The organism is Thermoflavimicrobium daqui, assembly GCF_003313465.1.
GTDB lineage: Bacteria > Bacillota > Bacilli > Thermoactinomycetales > Thermoactinomycetaceae > Thermoflavimicrobium > Thermoflavimicrobium daqui.
Genome location: NZ_KZ845666.1, coordinates 166739 through 187447, shown reverse-complemented (window position 1 = coordinate 187447; position 20709 = coordinate 166739). Strand labels below are relative to the sequence as shown.

Genomic DNA, 20709 nt, shown 5'->3' with positions numbered 1-20709 from the left:
GTTAGACAAGATGAAAGAAAGCCTTTCAACAGAGTGTTATGTCTTTCCAACTTCATTTGCTCAAGAAAGACTGTGGTTTGTTCAGGAGACACTATCTGATCCATCTGTATACCATGTCCCTATCTTATATAAGATGCAGGGAAGTATTCGGGTTGATCTTTTACAACAAAGCATAAACAAAATTGTAGAGCGACATGAGTCATTACGGACCTGTTTTGCAATTGAAAATAATGAGATGGTACAGGTCATTTATTCGGAGAGTGATTGCCCTTTGCAACAGATTCAGATGCCTGGATTAATTCAGGCATCTGAATCTATCCCTGCTGAAGTACAGGAGTGGGTAGAAAAAGAAATGCGCATTCCATTTTCTTTGCAAGAGGGTCCACTTCTTCGATGTTATCTCATCTCCTGCAGTGATTATGAGCATTATTTATTTTTAAACATGCATCATATTATTACGGATGGGTGGTCCGTTCATCTGTTTATGAAAGAATTGACCACACTTTATGAAGCTGCTCTAGAAGGAACCGACGCGATTTTACCTGAATTGCCTATTCAAATGGCTGATTATACGCAATGGCAAAGAGAGCTTTTGCAAGGAGAATATCTTGAGGAACAGCTTGCGTACTGGCAGAAGAACCTAAAGGGTGAACTCCCCGTCTTAAGGCTGCCTAAAGCTCGTCCAAGGAGCTCTATCGTCAATCATAAAGGTTCAAGTTACAGCTTTCATATCCCTCTGGAGACATCGCAACGTTTTACTAAATTATGTCAAGAGAGAGGCATTACCTTATATATTGGACTATTAGCTGTATATAAGGTATTACTGACACGATATTCTGGACAAACGGACATCGTTGTAGGAACACCGATTGCGGGCAGAAACTCCCGTGAGGTTGAAAATTTGATCGGTCTTTTTGTGAATACATTGGTGATTCGAAACCATTTGGCTGACAACCCTTCCTTTACAGAGTTTATGCAGCAGGTCAAAAAGGCTTGTTTGGAAGCGTATGATCATCAAGATCTTCCCTTTGAGGTGCTAGTAGAGAAATTAAATCCGGGTCGGAGCTTAAATCATTCTCCTTTATTTCAAGCGATGTTTGCTTTTCAAAATACACCTGAGATTACGTTTGAGCTTCCTGAAGTTCAAATCATTCCTGTAGATTTAGAGACGGGAACAGCTAAGTTTGAAATTTATTTATCTGTAGAGGAAACGACAGATGGGCTTTATGGAGTATTTGAATACCAAACGGATCTGTATGATTTAGAGATGATTCAGCAACTTGCCATGCACTTTAATGTTCTGTTGGAGCAGATTGTGCAAGATCCAGATTTGAAGGTAATGAGTATCCCTCTGTTGTCTGAAGAAGAAAAAGCACAAATCCTGCAATTATCAAGTAGCCATCTCCTTGAGGGAGAGCAAGAGTTAGATTGCTGTCATCAGCTTTTCTCAGCTCAGGTGGATCGCACACCTGATGCGATCGCGGTAAGCTACAATGATGGTTCGTTAACCTATTCTGAATTAAATCGTAAAGCTAACCAGTGGGCGCATTATTTGCAGAAAAAGGGAGTCTCTTCTGGAACTTTGGTTGGACTCTGTGTGGACCGATCCTTAGAATCAGTGATTGGCGTGCTCGCTATATTAAAAGCGGGTGGGGCGTATGTCCCTCTTGACCCTACGTATCCAGAGGAGAAAATTTCAAAAATAGTAGAGGATGCGCAAATCAACATGGTCCTTACCCAAGAAAAATGCATCCGCTGTCTACCAGATTCGGTTGAAACCATCGTTTGTTTCGATCGAGATGATGATTGGACTCAGCTGGAACCTGAAGAAGATCCATCTGTAAATGTTTATAGTGAAAGCATAGCTTATATTCTGTATAGATCTGATTCTATGGGCAAACCAAAAGGAATTGTATTTTCTCATGGAAGTATCACTCAGACACTTCATTCCATTAGAAACTGGATGAATGAGAAGTATTCGATAAATGAGAAGCAACAGGACATCTGGACTCTTTTTTACTCGCTGGATCATGCCTATTCGATTTTGGAAATATGGGGGGCTCTATTACAAGGTGATAAGCTCGTCATTGTTCCTCGGTGGATTACTCGTTCTTCAAAGTACTACTATGAGCTACTGATTAGAGAAAAAGTAACCATTCTCATCCACACCATTCCTGTATTTCACACTTTATTAAAAGCAGGTGAGAAAAGAGAGTACAGGCTAATTCCACAATTACGACTGGTATTATTGGGAGGAGAAGCAGGAGAACTCTCTATATTATCTAGCTGGATGGAGAGACAAGCTGAACAACTTCCACAAATCCTGTATATGTATGGGCTCACTGAGGTGAATGGTCCCATTACTTGTCTCTCAGCTCTGAAAGAAGGTGAATGGAGAGCTCAGAATAATAGAATGGGTGCCCCTCTTTCAGGAGTGGAAGTTTATATCTTAGACACCTATCAACAACCTGTTCCAATTGGAGTACCAGGAGAAATTTATATAGGGGGACCTAGACTAGCAAAAGGCTATCTCAATCCTACTGATGAAGCAATGGACTGTTTTATTTCTCATCCGTTTCAAAGTGATACATCCGCTCATTTATATCGGACGGGAATCGTAGGTAGATATTTATCTAATCATGAACTAGAGTATCTAGGACGTTTAAGAAAACAGGCAACCATAGAAGGTTACCAATTTAGCTTAGAAGAAATAGAGAACGTCTTCATTCAACATGCACATGTTAAGGATACAGTTGTTCTGGCAAAACAAGATGAACAGAATCATCCGTGCATCGTGGGATATGTAGCTACTGACACAGAGCATCATGTTCAATCATCCGCTCTTCGTCAGTTTCTATCGACAAAAATACCAGAATATATGATTCCTCAATCCATAGTTGTGATGGAGTCATTTGCACTCAAATCCAGTGGAGAAGTAGATCTTGACTCATTACCAGATCCATTTAAGAAAGAAAACAAAAATACAGCCTATGTGCCTCCTAGAAACGAGATAGAGAAAAAATTAGCAGAAATCTGGTCCAAAGTACTACAAATTCCTCAGGTTGGGATAGATGATAATTACTTTGTTCTGGGTGGAGATTCTATTCGCATACTTCCGATCGTTTCTATGGCAAAAGAACAAAACATAGACTTTCAAGTAAAGGATTTATTCTCGTACCAAACGATTCGTACGTTAGCCTCTCAGGTACAGATCGTACAGCAAGATGAGGAAAATGCGATTACGCCTTTCAGTTTAATTTCTCAAGAGGATCGCGAAAACATTCCTGATGGTGTGGTGGACGCTTACCCCTTGACACAATTGCAACGAGGAATGCTTTTTCATAGTGAGCTGCATCCGTCCTCTCGTTTATACATTGATATATTTCGCTTTTCGATACGAGGCTCGTATCGTCTAGAAGTTTGGCAAAAAGCGCTAGAGCGACTGATGGACCGCCATCCTATTCTACGCACCACATTTGATTTAACGAATTATAGTGAGCCTTTACAATTAGTGCATAATCATCAGGAAACACCAATTTTCTACCACGATCTGCGTCATCTGGATTGGGATGAACAAGAAGTATGGTTACAAGATTGGTTTGAAAAAGAAAAGGACATACCATTTGACTGGAGTCAGGTTCTCTTTCGTGTTCATATCCATCAACGGAAAGATCAATGGATCCATGTATGTATCGCACAGCATCACTCCATTTTGGATGGCTGGAGTGTATCGTATTTTATGACTGAGCTTTTTGAAAATGTAGATCGGTTACTTGCGGGAGAGGAATTGGAGCATAAGGAGACTTTGTCTTCTTTATTTAGAAATTATGTCCAGAAAGAATTGCAAGCGGTTCAGTCTGCTGAGCAGGAAGAGTACTGGAAACAAAAGCTGAGTGGAGCTGTTTATACTAAAATTCCTCGTTGGGATTCAGCTAAAGGAAAACAGCCAGAAATGAAGCTGCGAGAGATCTCGATTTCGGAGAAAACGTCCCAAGGTCTTAAACAATTAGCTGAAAGCTATCAAATTCCATTGAAAAGCTTGCTGCTTGCTCTCCATTTACGAGTTTTAAAGCTATTAAGTGGTCAATCTGATGTAACCACTGGAGTCGTTTTTCATGGTCGTCTGGAAGAAAGAGACGGGGATCGAGCTTTAGGTTTATACTTAAATACCCTTCCTTTTCGTTTGAATTTGGATGGAGGATCATGGATTGAGCTGGCTCAACAAGTTCTAGCTGTTGAACAAGACCTGTTTCCATATCGTCGCTACCCTATGGCAGAGATTCAACAAAAGACATCGAATGGAGAGCCATTATTTGAAACCTTTTTTAATTTTACTCATTTCTATATTTCAAAACAAATCTCTCAGTATAAACACCTTGATATACAAGAAGAACAAGGCTTGGCAGATACGAATTTTCCGTTTGGAACAGAGTTTGCGATTGACGTGGAAAGCAACCGTGTACAACTGATCTTACGCTGGGACGCTTCCATCTTTCAAGAAAAACAAATCCAACTGATTGCAGGATACTATCAGAAGGCAATGCAAGCGATGACTGTCTTTCCAAATGAGCGATATGAAACGGTTACACTGATCTCTGAAGCTGAGCAAAAGGAGATCCAAAAGTGGAATCAAACGGAAAAGAGATATTCCGAGAAGCATGTGCTACACCATTTAATAGAGAAGCAAGTGGCTAGAACACCAGACGATATCGCATTAATTTATGAGGGGCAGCATCTCACTTTCCAGCAATGCAATCAAAAAGCGAATCAGTTGGCTCGTCTTCTAAGTAAGCATGGAGTGAGGTCTGAAGTGAAAGTGGGTGTTTGCTTAGAACGTTCTGTAGATATGGTGCTTGGCTTGCTTGCTATCTTAAAAGCAGGAGGGGCTTATGTCCCATTGGATCCTTCCTTTCCTAAAAAGCGAATAAAGGAATTGGTAGAAGATGGTGAGATCACCGTTGTTCTGACGAAAAGCAATTGGGCTCAGTACTTTGCGAATGGGGAGACCCATGTGATTTGTATGGATCAGATTGGTGATGAGTTGTCTAGCGAACCGGCAACCAATCTAGATATTCCAGTAAGTCCAGACCAGCTTGCCTATATGATTTATACGTCTGGATCTACAGGGAAACCAAAGGGTGTATTGATTTCGCATCAGGCAATTGTCAATCGACTCCTGTGGATGCAAGAGGAGTACAATTTGCAAACAGATGATCGTGTCATTTTAAAAACTCCTTTTACTTTTGATGTATCCGTTTGGGAGTTCTTTTGGCCGTTGCTATCAGGAGCTGGCTTAGTCATTGCCAAACCGGAAGGACATAAAGATCCAGACTATCTTGTTTCATTAATTCAGAAGGAACAAGTGACGACGATTCATTTTGTCCCGTCCATGTTGCATGCCTTTTTAGAAGCAGATGATGTTGGACAATGCAGTAGCTTGAAAAGAGTCATATGCAGTGGAGAAGCGTTGTCTATTGAACTTCAAAAACGTTTTTTTGAAAGGTTGTCTTGTCAGCTGTTTAACTTGTACGGACCTACTGAAGCTGCAGTGGATGTAACCTATTGGGAATGTAAACCGAATGATTCACTCTCAACTGTACCTATCGGGTTTCCTATTTCGAATATTTATATCCGCTTGCTGGACGAGCATATGCGACCTGTACCGGTGGGAGTGCCTGGAGAGCTATATATTGGTGGAGTGGGTCTAGCTAGAGGGTATCATGGTCGTCCGGAGTTGACTAAGGAACGGTTCATCTTGGATCCTTTTCATCAGGATCAGAAGGCTCGCTTATATAAATCAGGAGACTTAGCAAGATATCTTCCCAATGGAGCCATTGAATATTTGGGTCGCTTAGATCACCAGGTGAAGATACGTGGCTTCCGGATTGAGCTAGGAGAGATTGAAGCTGCATTACTTCAACATCCAAGAATTCGAGAGTGTGTAGTGCATACAGGGAAGGATCCAACAGGTAATACAGTACTCATCGCTTATATGGTTATGGAAAATCCGGCTGATAAAGTAAGCATTCAACAGCTGCATACGTTTTTAGAAAAACAAATTCCTGCTTATATGATTCCAAGCCGCTGGATGTTTATTGACGAAATGCCGTTGACAGTAAGTGGTAAAGTGAATCGTCGAGCCCTCCCTAGGGTGGGATCAGAGCATCGACGATCTGATTCTAACGATCTCCTGCCAAGGGATCGATGGGAGTGGAAGCTATTTGAGATATGGAGAAAGCTTTTGGGAGTAACTTCCCTTAGCATCCGTGATTCTTTTTTCCATATGGGTGGTAATTCATTACTTGCTGTTCGGTTGATGGCTTTGATTCAAAAAGAGTTCCAACAGAAAATTCCATTGGCTTCCATTTTGCAACATAGCTCCATCGAGCAATTAGCCCAATTATTAAGGAAAAGTAGAACGAAGCCCCCTTCTTCTTTGGTCACTTTACAGTCTGAAGGTAAGCAAAATCCACTGATCTGTATTCATCCTGTAGGAGGAAGTGTGCTATCTTATCTGCCTCTTGCCCAAGCTCTCGGGAAAGAGAGACCGTTATATGCGGTTCAGGCAGAAGGGTTAGACGGGGAAACAGCCATCCATGAGGAGATCCAACAGATGGCTCGACGATATATTCAAAGCATTCGTTCAGTTCAACCCCATGGTCCGTATTATTTGCTTGGATGGTCGTTTGGCGGTTTAGTTGCTCATGAAATGGCCTGTCAGCTTCAACAAGTAGGTGAACAGATTGATCTGTTAGTGCTACTTGATTCTCGAACTCCGCAATCAAACGGTCATGAGGGGGAGTTGAGTGAAGAGGAGTGGATCGAGCTATTTTTGCAAGATTTTATTGGGATGAACAGTCTTGGGTTAGATCTTTCTACTGCTGGAGAACAGCTACAAAGCAATCAGTTAGAGCAGGCTTGGATGCAAAGAGTGGCTCATATCGCAAAGCAGGATAACATGCCAGAGCTAGAGTGGGAATATCTCAAACGTTATTTTGAGGTATTTCAAGCAAATCTTAAATCCATATCTAAGCACGAACCTCAATGGTTTGATGGGACGATCACTTGGTTCATAGCCAGTATGGAAGCGGATCAATCAACAGGAGGCAGAAGATGGGAGCGCTATGCTGAAAAGGTGACTACTATTTCCCTTAATGCGGATCATTACTCGATCATGAAATCACCCCATGTTGAAGCTATTGCGAGCCATCTTCGGTCCATTCTATCAAATAGAGCAGACACAGTCGAAATAAGCGATCATGTTAAGTAGGTGTAATCAGATTTAGTTCATTCATACCATTTTAGAAAAGAAGGGGTGCTTATGTATAAGTTTGAGAATATGACTCAGTCGCAATCGATAACAAAGATAGGAACAGGGAAGGCATTTGGAACGTTTGGTGAACTGTTACAAGGAGTCATGAGTAAGTGTGATTTAGATTTTTTGGTCACTTTTCCGATTACCTGTTTTGCTCATGCTACATTTATATCCGATCCTTCGAGGTCAGATGTTGAGGTTTCCCCTTCATTCAAGAGTAAATCAAAAAAAGTAGCGGAATTACTTCTTCAAGAATTTGGCCTTCATCGTGGTGGGAAATTAGTGATCGAAAGTGATATTCCCGTTGGAAAGGGACTAGCAAGCTCATCAGCCGATTTGGTAGCAACGGCACGTGCCATCAGCGCTTGCTTTCATCTCTCACTGACTGAGGAACAAATGGAAAACGTCATCAGGCAGATTGAACCCTCAGATGGAGTGATGTATTCAGGTGTTGTCTCTTTCTATCATAAGCGGGTGCAGTTGAAAGAGTATATTGGAGATCTACCGCCCCTAACTGTTGTCAGTATAGATGAGGGTGGACAAATGGACACCATCCAATTTAATAAAATTCCAAAGCCCTTTTCAACCAAAGAAAAAAAGGAATTTGACGTATTGCTAGACATGATTACGAAGGCAATTCGTGAACAAGATGTTGAAATGATAGGGGAAGTAGCAACGCAAAGCGCCATACTAAACCAAATGCTGAGACCCAAGAAATGTTTGCACGACATGATTCGAATTTGTAATGAAGTCGGTGGACTCGGAATTATAGCTACTCACAGTGGAACATGTCTAGGCATTTTACTATCTCCTAATGATCAAGGTTACCAGCAAAAGCTTCTCATATGTCAAGAAAAGCTACAGCAGTTACAAGGACATGTGGGTATTTACTACTCTTGGAATGGAACGGGTGCTTTATGATTGAATCTATCGATTCGCATAGGGAACGTGAAGCGGATAGTAAGTCAATATTGACGTGAATCATAAAGAATCAATATCACACGTCAACATCAAACATTTCACCTTTTGATCGTAAACTACTAATTTTAACGTATAACAGTGTGGATAGTCTGCCACAAATAGAATTAACACGTCCTGATTTTCTTGCAGGTAGAAACTTTGATCCATTAGAAGTTTACGAAAATGAAGAATGGGATGCAGATGTCATAAATGAAAGAATTTATTAATTTCCCTGAGAGTTAAGTTAAGACAAGCTACAAGGAGGAAATACAATGGTGGAAAGGTCAATCAAAGACATGGATAGGGTAGACCAAAGTAAACATGCAATGAATGCATGTGAAATAGAAATGAGAGCGCCAATATTAAGTTCCTATATAGATGGAAAAAACAAAAATAAAGGAGTAGAGGAGATAGAGACTTATAAGTTTACTCTCCCTATTCATCATGATTTCCTAACATTACAACCGACCGAGCTAGCTCTGGGTCTATTCATCGTCGTCATGAGCCGGTACACCGAACAGAAAGGCTTACTGCTAAGCTATCGAAACTTTGAAAAGAAAGAGGAAGGGATATTGGAGATAAATCTTTCAGATGATCCTTCTTTTAACATTTTAATAGAAAGGATACTTGAAAGTAACCTTCTTCATAGAGAAAAACAAGATTTCACTTTGTTACAAAGCGGAGATGATCCTCTAACGGTCCGCTTTAGCTTTGGTAGTGATACAGAAGCTAGTACACTAGCCCCTCTAGCCTATGAGCAACAAGAAATTCCCATCCAGATGGATGTGCACTTCCATCTGGATGGGGGTCAGCTTTTTGGAGTAATCATTTACAATAAAGGGTTATTTAAGCAGAGCTTTATAACCCGATTAGCATCACATATGGAAACAGTTCTCTTAGATGTACGAGAAAGGGATAAAGCTGTCCTTCCCATTTCTTCTCTTAATCTCATTAGTAAGCAGGAAGAGGCTCTATTAAAAAAATGGGGGAGAATAGACGAACTGTTCGAACAATACCCTTGTGTCCATCAGCTGTTTGAAGCTCAGGTAGAAAAGGCACCTCATTCCATCGCTTTAAGTTTTCAAGGTGAGCCATTGACATACCAGCAATTAAATGAACGAGCAGAAGTGTTAGCTAATCGCATTGCTGAAATTGGAATTGAGCCTAATCAAGTTGTAGTTATTTTAGCAGAGCGTTCATTGGAGCTTGTTACGGCATTATTAGGAATTCTAAAAGCAGGAGGATGCTACTTAGCGTTAGAACCCAATACTCCAAAATCTCGATTGAGTTATATTTTAGAAGACGCATCACCGAAATTAATCCTGACTCAAGATCGATTTTTAGACTGTATTCGTGAAGTGGAGATTCCTAAACTAAGTTTGGACAACGAGGAAACGTTTCAATATACAAATCAAAGAACCAAGGTCCCTATAGAACCGGATCAGCTCGCTTATATCAGTTATACGTCAGGATCAACGGGGAGTCCAAAGGGGGTTTGTGTACCACATAAGGCCGTTTCACGTCTTGTGTACCAATCCAATTTTCTTACTGTTTCCTCAAGTGATGTTTTTCTGTTACTTTCTCCAGTCGCTTTTGACGCATCTACTTTGGAGATCTGGGCACCATTGGCAAACGGTGGACGTCTAGCTATTTATGATCCAGCTCCAGTAACATTAGATCATTTAGCGAAAACGATACAAGCAGAAGGAGTCACAACGCTTTGGCTTACAGCTGGGTTGTTTCACTTAATGGTTGATTCTCATATTGAGGCCTTTGCTGATGTAAAGCATGTGTTAGCTGGGGGAGATGTTCTATCCCGTATTCATTTGGAACGGCTCTTAACGGTACACCCTCACCTTACATTTACCAACGGCTATGGACCAACCGAAAACACAACGTTTACGACTTGCTGGACAACGAATCAAATGGTTCACGAAGGCTCAATCCCCATTGGATCGCCGATCAATGGTACACGCGTTGCGATCTTAGATGCTAACCTGCAGTTGGTACCAGTAGGGGTACAAGGAGAACTGTATGTGTTGGGGGCAGGACTGGCTAGATGCTACTTGAATAACCCTGCGGAAACAGCACAGAAATTTATACCAGCTCCCTTTACATCAAATCCGGAAGAAAGAATGTATAAAACGGGAGACCTCGCTCGATGGAGGGATGATGGTACAATTGAATTCTTAGGACGTGCTGATTACCAGGTTAAAATTTATGGGTATCGAGTTGAACTGGGAGAAGTAGAAGCGACCATTTTGCAGCATGAAGTTATAAAAGAAGCGGTTGTCGTGGCTCAGTTAGATCCTTCTGGTGGGAAACGACTGCTTTCCTATATCGTCCCTGATAAAACGAAAGTAAAATCGGCAGAATGGATAGTAGAGCTTCAAGCATTTTTGAAAGAACATTTACCTCCATATATGGTTCCTTGGGCGATCATTCCAATTGAAGAGATTCCACTCAATGCAAATGGGAAAGTAGATCGTTTCAAATTACCATCGGAAACTCGCGTGCCACGCAGGTTGAATACGGCATATACTCCACCTAGAAATCAAACGGAAACTTATCTTGCTCAATTGTGGGGAGAAGTACTGGCAGTTGAACCTATAGGTATTCATGACAACTTTTTCTTAATTGGCGGTAACTCACTGACTCTAGCAGAAATGACATTACAAATACAAAGGCAATTTGGGATTGAAGTCCCATCTAGAGTGCTCTATCAAAAGCCAACGATTGCGGAACTTGCTTCCTTTATTATTGAATCGAGCTCAAGTGATTAATCAATCGATATGTGGAGGGAATGGGCTATGAATAAGTCTTATTTTATGGATTCATCTCATATCAATCTCGAAGAAGTAGATTTAACGGATCCCTATCTATACAGTAATGGCAATCCTCATTTAATCTGGCACGCGATGCGAAATCGTGCTCCTATTCACTGGCAAACAGTCAGGGAAGGATTAGGGTTTTGGTCATTGACGAAATATAATGACGCCGTTAAAGTATTAAAAGATCATGAACGTTTTACTTCGGAAAGAGGAACCTTATTAAACTTGTTAGGCACCAACGATCCAGCAGGTGGGCGTCAATTGGCAGCAACTGATCCGCCACGACATACCCAAATGAGACGCCCATTACAGCAAGCCTTTAACACAAAAGCTTTGGAAAAACACATCGAATCCATTCGTTCTGAGGTATATAAGGTGTTACAACCAGCTGTGGGAGGGGAACTTTTTGACTTCGCTGCTGCTAGTACGTATTTATCAACCTCAGTAGCAGGAATCTTATTGAACCTCCCTTCAGAGGATTGGCCAATGTTAACACAGCTTACATCGATGGCTGTTGCTCCTAGTGACTCGGAGTATGAGCTGCAAGACGGAAGCAAAGCGACTCTGGAGAGAGCACACCGCGAAATTTTTGCTTATTTCCAAGATATTATTCAGCAACGTCAACGCACTCCTGGAGATGACCCGATTAGTATACTCTTATCCTTAGAAGTGGATGGGCAACGCATGAATCCAGGCGCTGTTATATCAAACTGCTACAGTCTCTTACTAGGGGCGACAGTGACTACTCCTCATGTCTCTAGTTCAGCATTGCTAGAGTTAATGAAGTCAGGAGGGTATGAGGAGTGGGCTGCACATCCAGAGCACTTGACTAGTGGTGTTGAAGAAGCTATACGCTGGTCATCTCCTGCAAGTCACTTTATGAGATATGCTACCCAAGATGTAGAAATACGAGATACGAAGATAAAAGAAGGCGAAGCGGTTGTGGTTTGGTTAGGCTCGGCGAATCGCGATGAGGATATTTTTCAGGACCCATACAAATTCAATTTTCGGCGTAATCCGAACCCTCATATATCCTTTGGAAGCGGGCATCATCATTGTCTTGGTCATACGGCAGCAAGACTATCATTAGGAATTCTGTTTAAAGCGCTTCTTGAAAATTTCGAGTCCTTTGAACTTAAAGGAGATGTCGAATATCTTAGCTCCAACTTTATATCAGGTATTAAGCATCTTCCGGTGATAGGGCATATCCGTTCAGGAGCAGAGAAACATTTCCGTATATAACGTATGTGATGGTTCATTAACCTGTGGATTGTTAGCGTTCAATAGATATTTTATTATTCGATAATTGTAAGCTTTAAATAGAGGTAAGAATTTAATATCAATAGAGGTGAGAGGATATGGAACCATTTTATGATTCTTCACAAGAGCAAAATCCTTGGTTTTTACGTGAGCCATCTAATCTGAGTAAGGGTAGACTGTTCTGCATTCCTTATTCGGGTTGCGGGGCAAGCATGTACCAGCATTGGCCTGAGTTCATCGGAGATATTGAAATTTGTCCTATCCAATTACCAGGGCGAGAGAACCGCTTCCACGAGCCATCTTATACAACATATGAAGCGTTAGCCGATGACTTAGCGGATGCATTAACCCCTTATCTGGATCGTCCGTTTGCTTTTTTTGGCCACTGCGGATCTGCTTTACCTAGTTATGAGACTACTGTTCGCCTCATTCAAAAAGGTGGACCTGTTCCAGTAAGGTTATTTGTTTCCTCTCAAGTTGCTCCACACCAAGGACCTTATGGCCGTTTCCTCCAGCTGACAGATGACGAGCTAAAAAAAGAGATAGAACTATTAATGCGGAGAATGGGAGGAACCCCCTTACCAGATTTTATTGATTTAAGTATTGGGATCATGAGAACGGACTTAGAAGCAAACCGCCAGTATAAGAAAGAGGAGCCTTTTCCTCTACCTTGTCCAATCACGGCTATTGGATGGCAACAAGATGTAGAAGTTGATCCGTCGTTAATGGACGGATGGAGGGAATATGGCGAAACTACATTCCACCTTTTCAAGGGGGATCATCACCAATTTCTTCAGGCTCCTATGGAACTGTTAACAGCGATTGTTGAAGACATGGAACAGAGCATGTACTAGGAATACTTCTTTCTTGTTCTGCTCTTCTTGTACGCATCTCTTTGAATGGAGGAGTGCGATTCAAACGATATAGCAACTCTCAGTAGTAAATAAACGTTGAACTTGACGCATTTTCATAGAAAAATTAGAAAAACAAAGATTATTTGTTGATGAGTTCGGGTATGATTGTTTACTATATAAACTTCATTTCTCTTCTCGTTTTAGTTTTAATAGAGCTCATTATGTCTAAAAATTTGAAGCAAATTCCACTTCCCTTAAGATGAAAAGCAAGCTAACTTTGAAGGGAGTATACGCTGGTGGTATTACTAAAACCTCATGAACTAAATTTTATTCGTCAGCAGTTAAGTCATTTAATTCAAACTGTTTATTTCGTTGGAGATTATAGAACCTTACGGTTAACAGAGGAGGCCGTCGAGTTCAAGATCGGGGAAGTCATTAGTCATTTGAGTCCTGAGATAAGGAATTTGTTTCAGAATATAACCCGATTTCGTGGACAGGGTGAAGTCAATACTTTTATCCAGTCATTATCACCTTATGTAGAAAAATTTCCAAAGCTCTCATCTAATCAGGTTCGAAAACTTTTTTCCAAAGTGAAAAAACTGAGTATGCCAGACTTTGAAAAAATGGAGGATTTAGCTTTGGAGTATTTAGGTTGGAGAGATATAGCGACTCATTCGCTATACCTTGTCTACCATGAGAAGGGAGAGTTATATGGTCTTGATTGTCGGTATAAACCAATTTCAGGAAATAAAAGTGTCTTCTGCTGTCTATGTAATCAAAGACGTATTGGAAATCAAATAGGATTGGTAACTACCAAACGAAATAATGATTTAGTATCAGGGAATTACATGTGTCTTGATAGTCAACTATGTAATCAGGATATAACGGATATCAGAAAACTACGAGAATTTATGGGAGTATGATTAGAGGTCTGGGGATATGGAAGCCAGATTTTTTGACATTCTTTGTATCACAGGTGGAGAAGAGGAAACTAAAAAAAATACAAACCTCTCTCAAGGTATTACACTTTTGGGAGGACTTATACCTATCAAATGATTATAGGAGAACTAAAAGCACAAATCAGTTGGGAGGTAAGCAATTAAATATACGGAATTGATACAGCCTTCCCTTATTTCGTAATATCTTGAAAAAAGTAGCTATGTACTTATGTACATGGCTTTTTTGTATTTTTAATGGAGAACTTATCCTTTTGTACAACTGGTGACTAAATACGTGAGGAACAGAAACGAAGGATACAGCCTAATCTTGATGAAATAGGGCATTTTCTTTGATATGATGAAGGGTTTGCAAAAATTGTAAACCCTTCATTTACTGGTTCAAGGAGTATTTTCTAATATGATCAAAAGTATCTAGTTTATTATATAGTTCCATTCGCTTAAATAATTACACTGGCTATTTATAATTATAGTTCTGCTCTGGTTCCATCTATCATTTCTCCTTCTGTCAAATAGGACTATTCCCCTAAAGGTAAATATTTCAATTCCATATTTACATATAAATATTGTGTTAAATATGAAAAGAATTTATAATTTAAGACACTACCATAAATAAAGGGGGTCTCTTTTTGGAACAGATCATTAATCTGATTAATGAGTGGTTATGGAGTATGCCGATGATTTATCTCTGTCTTGGTGCAGGATTATTCTTTTCGGTGATGTCTCGTTTTTTGCAAATAAGGCATATTAAAGAAATGATTCGACTCTTATTCAAAGGAGAAAAATCAGAAGCAGGAGTTTCTTCATTCCAAGCTTTAGCTCTTTCTCTCTCAGGGCGTGTTGGAACAGGGAATATTGCCGGAACGGCCACAGCTATTGCATTTGGTGGACCAGGTGCTATCTTTTGGATGTGGTTGATTGCTTTCATCGGTGCTGGAACCGCTTTCGCAGAATCGACTTTGGCACAAATCTATAAAGTAAAGCAAGATGGTCAATATCGAGGAGGTCCTGCTTACTATATAGAAAAAGGGATCGGCTGGAAATGGTATGGTGTGCTTTTTGCTATTTCAGCTATAGTGGCGATGGCAATATTAATGCCCGGAGTTCAATCAAATGCGATTGCTTCAAGCTTAAATATGGCATTTGGCTTAGATTCAACGATTACAGGAATTATTCTTATTGTATTATTGGGATTAATTATCTTTGGTGGAGTAAAAAGGATCGCTAATGTAGCTCAATTTGTTGTTCCATTTATGGCGATTGCCTATATTGCTCTTTCTCTGATCATCATTATTGTTAACTTTTCCAAGTTGCCAGCTGTCTTTGTTTTAATCTTTAAAAGCGCATTTGCTTTTGATCCTATCTTTGGTAGTATTATTGGTTTGGCGATTCAATGGGGAGTCAAACGTGGAATTTATTCTAATGAAGCAGGTCAGGGAACCGGACCACATGCTGCCGCTGCTGCTGAAGTATCCCATCCGGCCAAACAAGGCTTAGTCCAAGCATTTTCAATCTATATAGATACCCTTTTAGTCTGTTCTGCAACCGCTCTCATGATTTTATTTACGGGTATGTATAATGTTGAGGCGCCAGGACAAGGAAATGTGGCAGCAGAACAAAAGCAATTTTTAGTACAGAACATCGGGAAAACTGTAGAAGCAGGGTCTGGATATACTCAAATGGCGATTGATTCTGTGATTCCAGGAGTGGGCTCTGGGATTGTTGCGGTGGCTTTATTCTTCTTTGCTTTTACCACAATTATGGCTTACTACTATATTTCTGAAACAAATATTGCTTATCTCACACGAGGGAAAAATAGTAAGTGGCCTATGCTTGTCTTAAAATTTGTCATCCTTGCAGCCACTTTCTATGGATGTGTTAAAACAGCCAAAGTTGCGTGGACATTAGGAGACATTGGGTTAGGACTTATGGTATGGTTGAATCTCATTGCCATTCTCATTCTATTTAAGCCGGCAATGAAATCACTCAAGGATTATGAGCAACAGAAAAAGCAAGGCTTGGATCCTGTATTTGATCCAGAAAAATTGGGAATTAAAAATACAGAGTGTTGGGGAAAAGAATCAAAGAAAAAAATCGTATAATTCAGCTATAAAATTTCTAATCTTTCATAAGTTGAGATCGAAGAGAATGTAAAACATAATTCACTTAAAAAGGTGATCAACTTGATCACACCAAATATAAAGAGGGGAAAAGTCCCCTCTTTACTTTTTCAATTAGCCTTCGCATGTTTTATTTCTAAAACCTAAAGGTAGTCGGAAGCCAAGAGAAATAACAAGTAGTAACAATATCTAAAATCCGATTAAAATCCCTTTTAAAGGCTGGTCTTATATGTAAATCATTAGTAAATCTAACTAAAGTTAACTAAAAAGACATACTCTATCATTTAAAACAATTTAGATGTGCAAACATACATGCTAAAATGAGAAATATCTTTTTTGTAGGAGGACTATATGATAAGAAAAGGACTTGCCCTTATTAGTATTTTATCACTATTGCTTATATTTAGTGGTTGTTCAGAAGCTGTACAGAATAACAAAACGACTGCTAGCAAGGAAACGACCACTGAAAAGAAAGAGCCATCGATTATCGATATTTTAGCTAAAGCAGAAGAAGCTATGAAAAAAGAAAAGGGATATACATATTCGATGGATATGGAATTTGATATGCCTGATGTAAAAGATGGATCATTTAAAACACACTTAGATATGAAAGCGACTACCAACCCAGAAGTAGCTCATGCCATAGGAAAAATGGAAGGTAAGGCAGAAGGTCTAGAACTTGGAGTGCCTGTGGAAATGTATTTCACGAAAGATGAATCATATATCAGTGTAATGAACCAATGGATTAAGGAAAAAACTGAACCTAGTGCAAGAGCTACAGGAAGTGTAGATCAGTCTACAAAGGATATCGTGAAATTGGTGAATGCAGCAGGTAAAGATAGCAAAGGAATTAAGTTTAGCAGTGAGAAAGGGATCATTAAAATAGAGTTTGATCAGCAAGCATCTTCGAATGATGAATTCAAAAAAGCAATAACTGAGTTTGCAATGGAAAGTATCAAAGAACAATTGGAAGACCAAGAGAATCAAGTTAAAGATTTATCTAATCTAAAAATTAACGATATGAAAGTCGCTGTCGAGATTGATGAAAAAACGATGGAATTTAAAAGACAACAAATCGAATATAATGTCTCTTTAGACAAGCAGAGTACAATTACAATGAAAGTGGATTTCAAGGTAACTGGAAAATATGATGGAACCATTACTATTCCAGAATCCATTAAGAAAAATGCGATTAGTGAAAGTCAATTGGGACAATGATATGATAAAAAGTCGTATCCCTTACCATGAAAATAGGGATACGACTTTTTGTTTATTTACGATCAAAAAAACTATCTCTCTAATACTCTAAAAGCTTCAGCTGTCTTTCGAGCGAATGTAATTGGGTTTTCGACGGATTGCCAATGAATATACATCGATCTTTCTCTGTCAAACATCCAGTGATTGTGTAAGGCTGATACAATAATACCACGTCGACGAAGAGCAGATAGGAAAGGATTAACTTCTCTTTGGAAGATGACTGTTTCTCCTAGGTTTAATGCTCTCCCTTGTCGGTCTATTGACTCAAACGAAAATAGAGCAGCTAATGCTAAAGGTGATCGACTAGGGCGCCCTTGGATATTCATGCTTATGTTTCGAATTCTTGTAACTGTACAAACTCCATTTACAACCTGTGGTGTTCCACCTAAAATTTGTGCAAATCGCCTACATAATGGACTGATCGTAGCCATACAAAACATCCTCTCTATGCATTTTGGTTCAGAATATGTTCGAGAGGGTGTTTTTGTAATGGTTATGAAACCATTTTTTATCATTATCTGTATTGGATGGGCATAAACAGGAACCGGTTTTTCCTTTAAGATCTTCTTAAGTGCCCCAATGTGATCCGAATGACCATGTGCTAATACGATTCTTTGGAGAGGACCAGCTTGTAGTTGATTGATAAATTTTAGAATTCCTCTGGATATCATAGATACCCCAGCATCTACTAAAGTAGTTCCATCTTTGTGCACGACGACCCAAACTTGATTCGGAATGAATATCTAAGTTTTTTAAACCCCAAACATGATCTGAAATCTGCTTCTAATGAAGATCGAATAATGACTGGAGAACGCCTCATTTGTTCGCCTTAGTACCCCAATTATTCTATATCATAATTAAATATTATTTAGTTATTTTAAAATAATATATAGTAAAATGTAGCAGGGATATCTATTTCATCTTAAGGTAAGAATACATTTACTAGTATATCAGCTAACCTTTACCATCGCTATTCACTCGAAAAGGAAAAAAACAAGGCATATGATCAGATTTTCCATTCATTCACCTTTATAATTTGAAAATGAAAACCAATTCCTTACAACTAAATAAATTTAGTATGTTATAATATACTGTGTAGGAATCATTATTATTTACTATTATCTAAAAAGGAGGTTTATTTATTGGAGGCTACTGTAACACAGGTCAAACATAAGAAAATGTCGATTGGAAGATTATTTAAACAAGGCTTTTTTATCTTACTTGGAGCGGTTTTAGTCGCAGTGGGTCTCGAGATTTTTCTTATTCCTAATCAAGTAATTGATGGGGGAATTGTTGGAATTTCCATTATATTGTCCCATCTAACAAAGATAAACCTTGGAATCCTATTATTTGTATTAAATATTCCATTTTTCTATTTAGGATATAAACAGATCGGAAAAACTTTTGCCTTATCCACTTTATTTGGTGTTTTAGTGATGTCTATCGGTACAAACTTACTTCATCCAATATCACCGTTAACCAAAGATCCTCTGCTAGCATCTGTTTTTGGTGGAATTATTTTAGGAATTGGCGTAGGAATGGTTATTCGTTATGGTGGCTCTTTGGATGGAACAGAGATTCTAGCGATCTTGTTTACCAAGAAGCTTCCTTTCTCCGTTGGGCAAGTCGTGATGTTTTTTAATTTGTTTATCTTGGGAAGTGCTGGCTTTGTTTTTGGTTGGGATCGGGCGATGTATTCTTTGATGGCTTATTTCATTGCCTTTAAAATGATTGATATCACCATAGAAGGTTTTAATGAGACAAAGTCGGTTTGGATTATTAGTGAAGAGTCTAAAAAATTAGGAGCATGTATTTTAAATCGTTTAGGCCGTGGGGTTACTTATTTAAATGGAGAGGGAGCCTATTCGGGCGAAGGAAAACAGGTGATTTTTTGTGTGGTTACTCGAATCGAAGAAGCGAAATTAAAATCGATTGTAGAAGAAATTGATCCACAAGCCTTCTTAGCGATCGGAAATATTCATGATGTGAGAGGCGGAAGGTTCAAGAAGAAAGATATCCATTAAAAGCATAAAATCGACCATTTAATGCGAATAAACCTCGAAATAAGAAAAAAACCGGTTTTTTCCTTTATTATGGTAAAAGTCGGCTTTTTTCTTATTTTGAGTATGATTAATTTAAGAATGATGATATCGTCTAGTTTCTTTTTTTGTGAGTTTGATACAATGAGTTTGTCAGCTTACTCGTAGATAAAAGTGAAATAACTTAAATGAAATATTTATATACTTAAGGAAACAATTTGGTTGGTGATAATGAATGGATTCACATTTGATTTTTAATGCCCAATTAGCAAAAGGAAAGCCCAATAGTATTAAAAATAGACAAACTATTTGCCCCTTCTGTAACTATTGTGATGAAGAAGCGATTCTGGCAAGAAAAGGCTCGATTCTCTTAGTGAAAAATAAATATCCCACATTGGAGAAAACATTTCAAACAGTATTGATCGAAACAGACAATTGTGATGAAGAATTATCTCAATATCCTAAAGGGCATTTGTATGATTTATTTCAGTTTGGAGTCGATTATTGGTTGGAGATGGAGCAGAGTCGAAAGTATGCATCAGTTTTATTTTATAAAAATCATGGTCCTTTATCAGGTGGAAGTATACATCATGCACATATGCAAATAGTCGGTCTAGAAAACTATGATTATAGCAAATCGGTAAAAAAGGAGTATTTTGAAGGAATCGTCATTGATCAGAAACAGGGAGTTACATTAAATATTTCGACCAAACCGAAAATAGGATTTTACGAATTTAATATTATTTTGCCTAATCGAAAAAACATAAATCGAATGGCAGATTACATTCAAATCATGGTTAGGTTTTTACTTCACGACTTTCATAAAGACTTGACGAGTTATAATTTATTTTTTTATTTAGTGGATGATCAGATTATGGTGAAGATCGTTCCGCGTTTTCCTGTATCGCCTTTCTATGTTGGGTATAGCATTCCACAAGTACCTAACCAACTAGAGTTAACTAGGGAGAAGATACGCTCTTTGTATTTTAAATAGGTTAGCAGATAAAAACCCCACCTTTACAAAAAAGACTTTGTCTACAAGAGAAACCACCGTTCTTCATAAAGAGTGGTGGTTTTAAATTTACTTGTATTGTACGAAAAGGTAAGAAATCACACT

11 protein-coding genes are annotated in these 20709 nt (G+C 39.0%); 10 read left to right on the top strand and 1 reads right to left on the bottom strand.

From position 1 onward, the window contains the following. Nucleotides 1-10 precede the first annotated feature (10 nt). The 8 genes from DL897_RS09005 (at nt 11) to DL897_RS08970 (ending at nt 17514) form a co-directional block, all read left to right on the top strand. Nucleotides 11-7270: an amino acid adenylation domain-containing protein gene (locus DL897_RS09005; RefSeq protein ID WP_168188732.1), complete on the top strand. Its 7260-nt coding sequence runs from the start codon at nt 11-13 to the stop codon at nt 7268-7270. Between the two features lie 51 nt (nt 7271-7321). Continuing rightward, nucleotides 7322-8236, top strand: a complete 915-nt coding sequence (locus DL897_RS09000) for a GHMP family kinase ATP-binding protein (protein WP_113658819.1) — start codon at nt 7322-7324, stop codon at nt 8234-8236. Between the two features lie 311 nt (nt 8237-8547). Further along, on the top strand, nt 8548-11058 hold the full coding sequence (locus DL897_RS08995) for a non-ribosomal peptide synthetase (RefSeq protein WP_206186506.1): 2511 nt from the start codon (nt 8548-8550) through the stop codon (nt 11056-11058). Between the two features lie 27 nt (nt 11059-11085). Next, entirely contained in the window at nt 11086-12348 is a 1263-nt protein-coding gene (locus tag DL897_RS08990) for a cytochrome P450 (protein ID WP_113658818.1), read from the top strand. A gap of 116 nt (nt 12349-12464) precedes the next feature. Then, nucleotides 12465-13220, top strand: a complete 756-nt coding sequence (locus DL897_RS08985) for a thioesterase II family protein (protein WP_113658817.1) — start codon at nt 12465-12467, stop codon at nt 13218-13220. Between the two features lie 296 nt (nt 13221-13516). Then, nucleotides 13517-14143, top strand: a complete 627-nt coding sequence (locus DL897_RS08980; protein WP_113658816.1) for a FusB/FusC family EF-G-binding protein — start codon at nt 13517-13519, stop codon at nt 14141-14143. Between the two features lie 704 nt (nt 14144-14847). Next, nucleotides 14848-16278, top strand: a complete 1431-nt coding sequence (locus DL897_RS08975; RefSeq protein ID WP_113658987.1) for an alanine/glycine:cation symporter family protein — start codon at nt 14848-14850, stop codon at nt 16276-16278. A gap of 369 nt (nt 16279-16647) precedes the next feature. Beyond that, nucleotides 16648-17514 carry a hypothetical protein gene (locus DL897_RS08970; RefSeq protein WP_113658815.1) on the top strand — a complete coding sequence of 289 codons (867 nt, stop codon included), beginning with the start codon at nt 16648-16650 and terminating at the stop codon, nt 17512-17514. Between the two features lie 71 nt (nt 17515-17585). On the opposite strand, the gene DL897_RS08965 is transcribed toward DL897_RS08970, so the two are convergent. Next, complete coding sequence (locus DL897_RS08965; protein ID WP_276308578.1) at nt 17586-18290, bottom strand: DUF1259 domain-containing protein; 705 nt, start codon at nt 18288-18290, stop codon at nt 17586-17588. Between the two features lie 441 nt (nt 18291-18731). Here DL897_RS08965 and DL897_RS08960 point away from each other — a divergent pair, with 441 nt between their 5' ends. Further along, complete coding sequence (locus DL897_RS08960; protein WP_113658986.1) at nt 18732-19577, top strand: YitT family protein; 846 nt, start codon at nt 18732-18734, stop codon at nt 19575-19577. 250 nt (nt 19578-19827) lie between these two features. Beyond that, on the top strand, nt 19828-20586 hold the full coding sequence (locus DL897_RS08955; protein WP_113658813.1) for a DUF4931 domain-containing protein: 759 nt from the start codon (nt 19828-19830) through the stop codon (nt 20584-20586). The last annotated feature ends 123 nt before the right edge of the window (nt 20587-20709 follow it).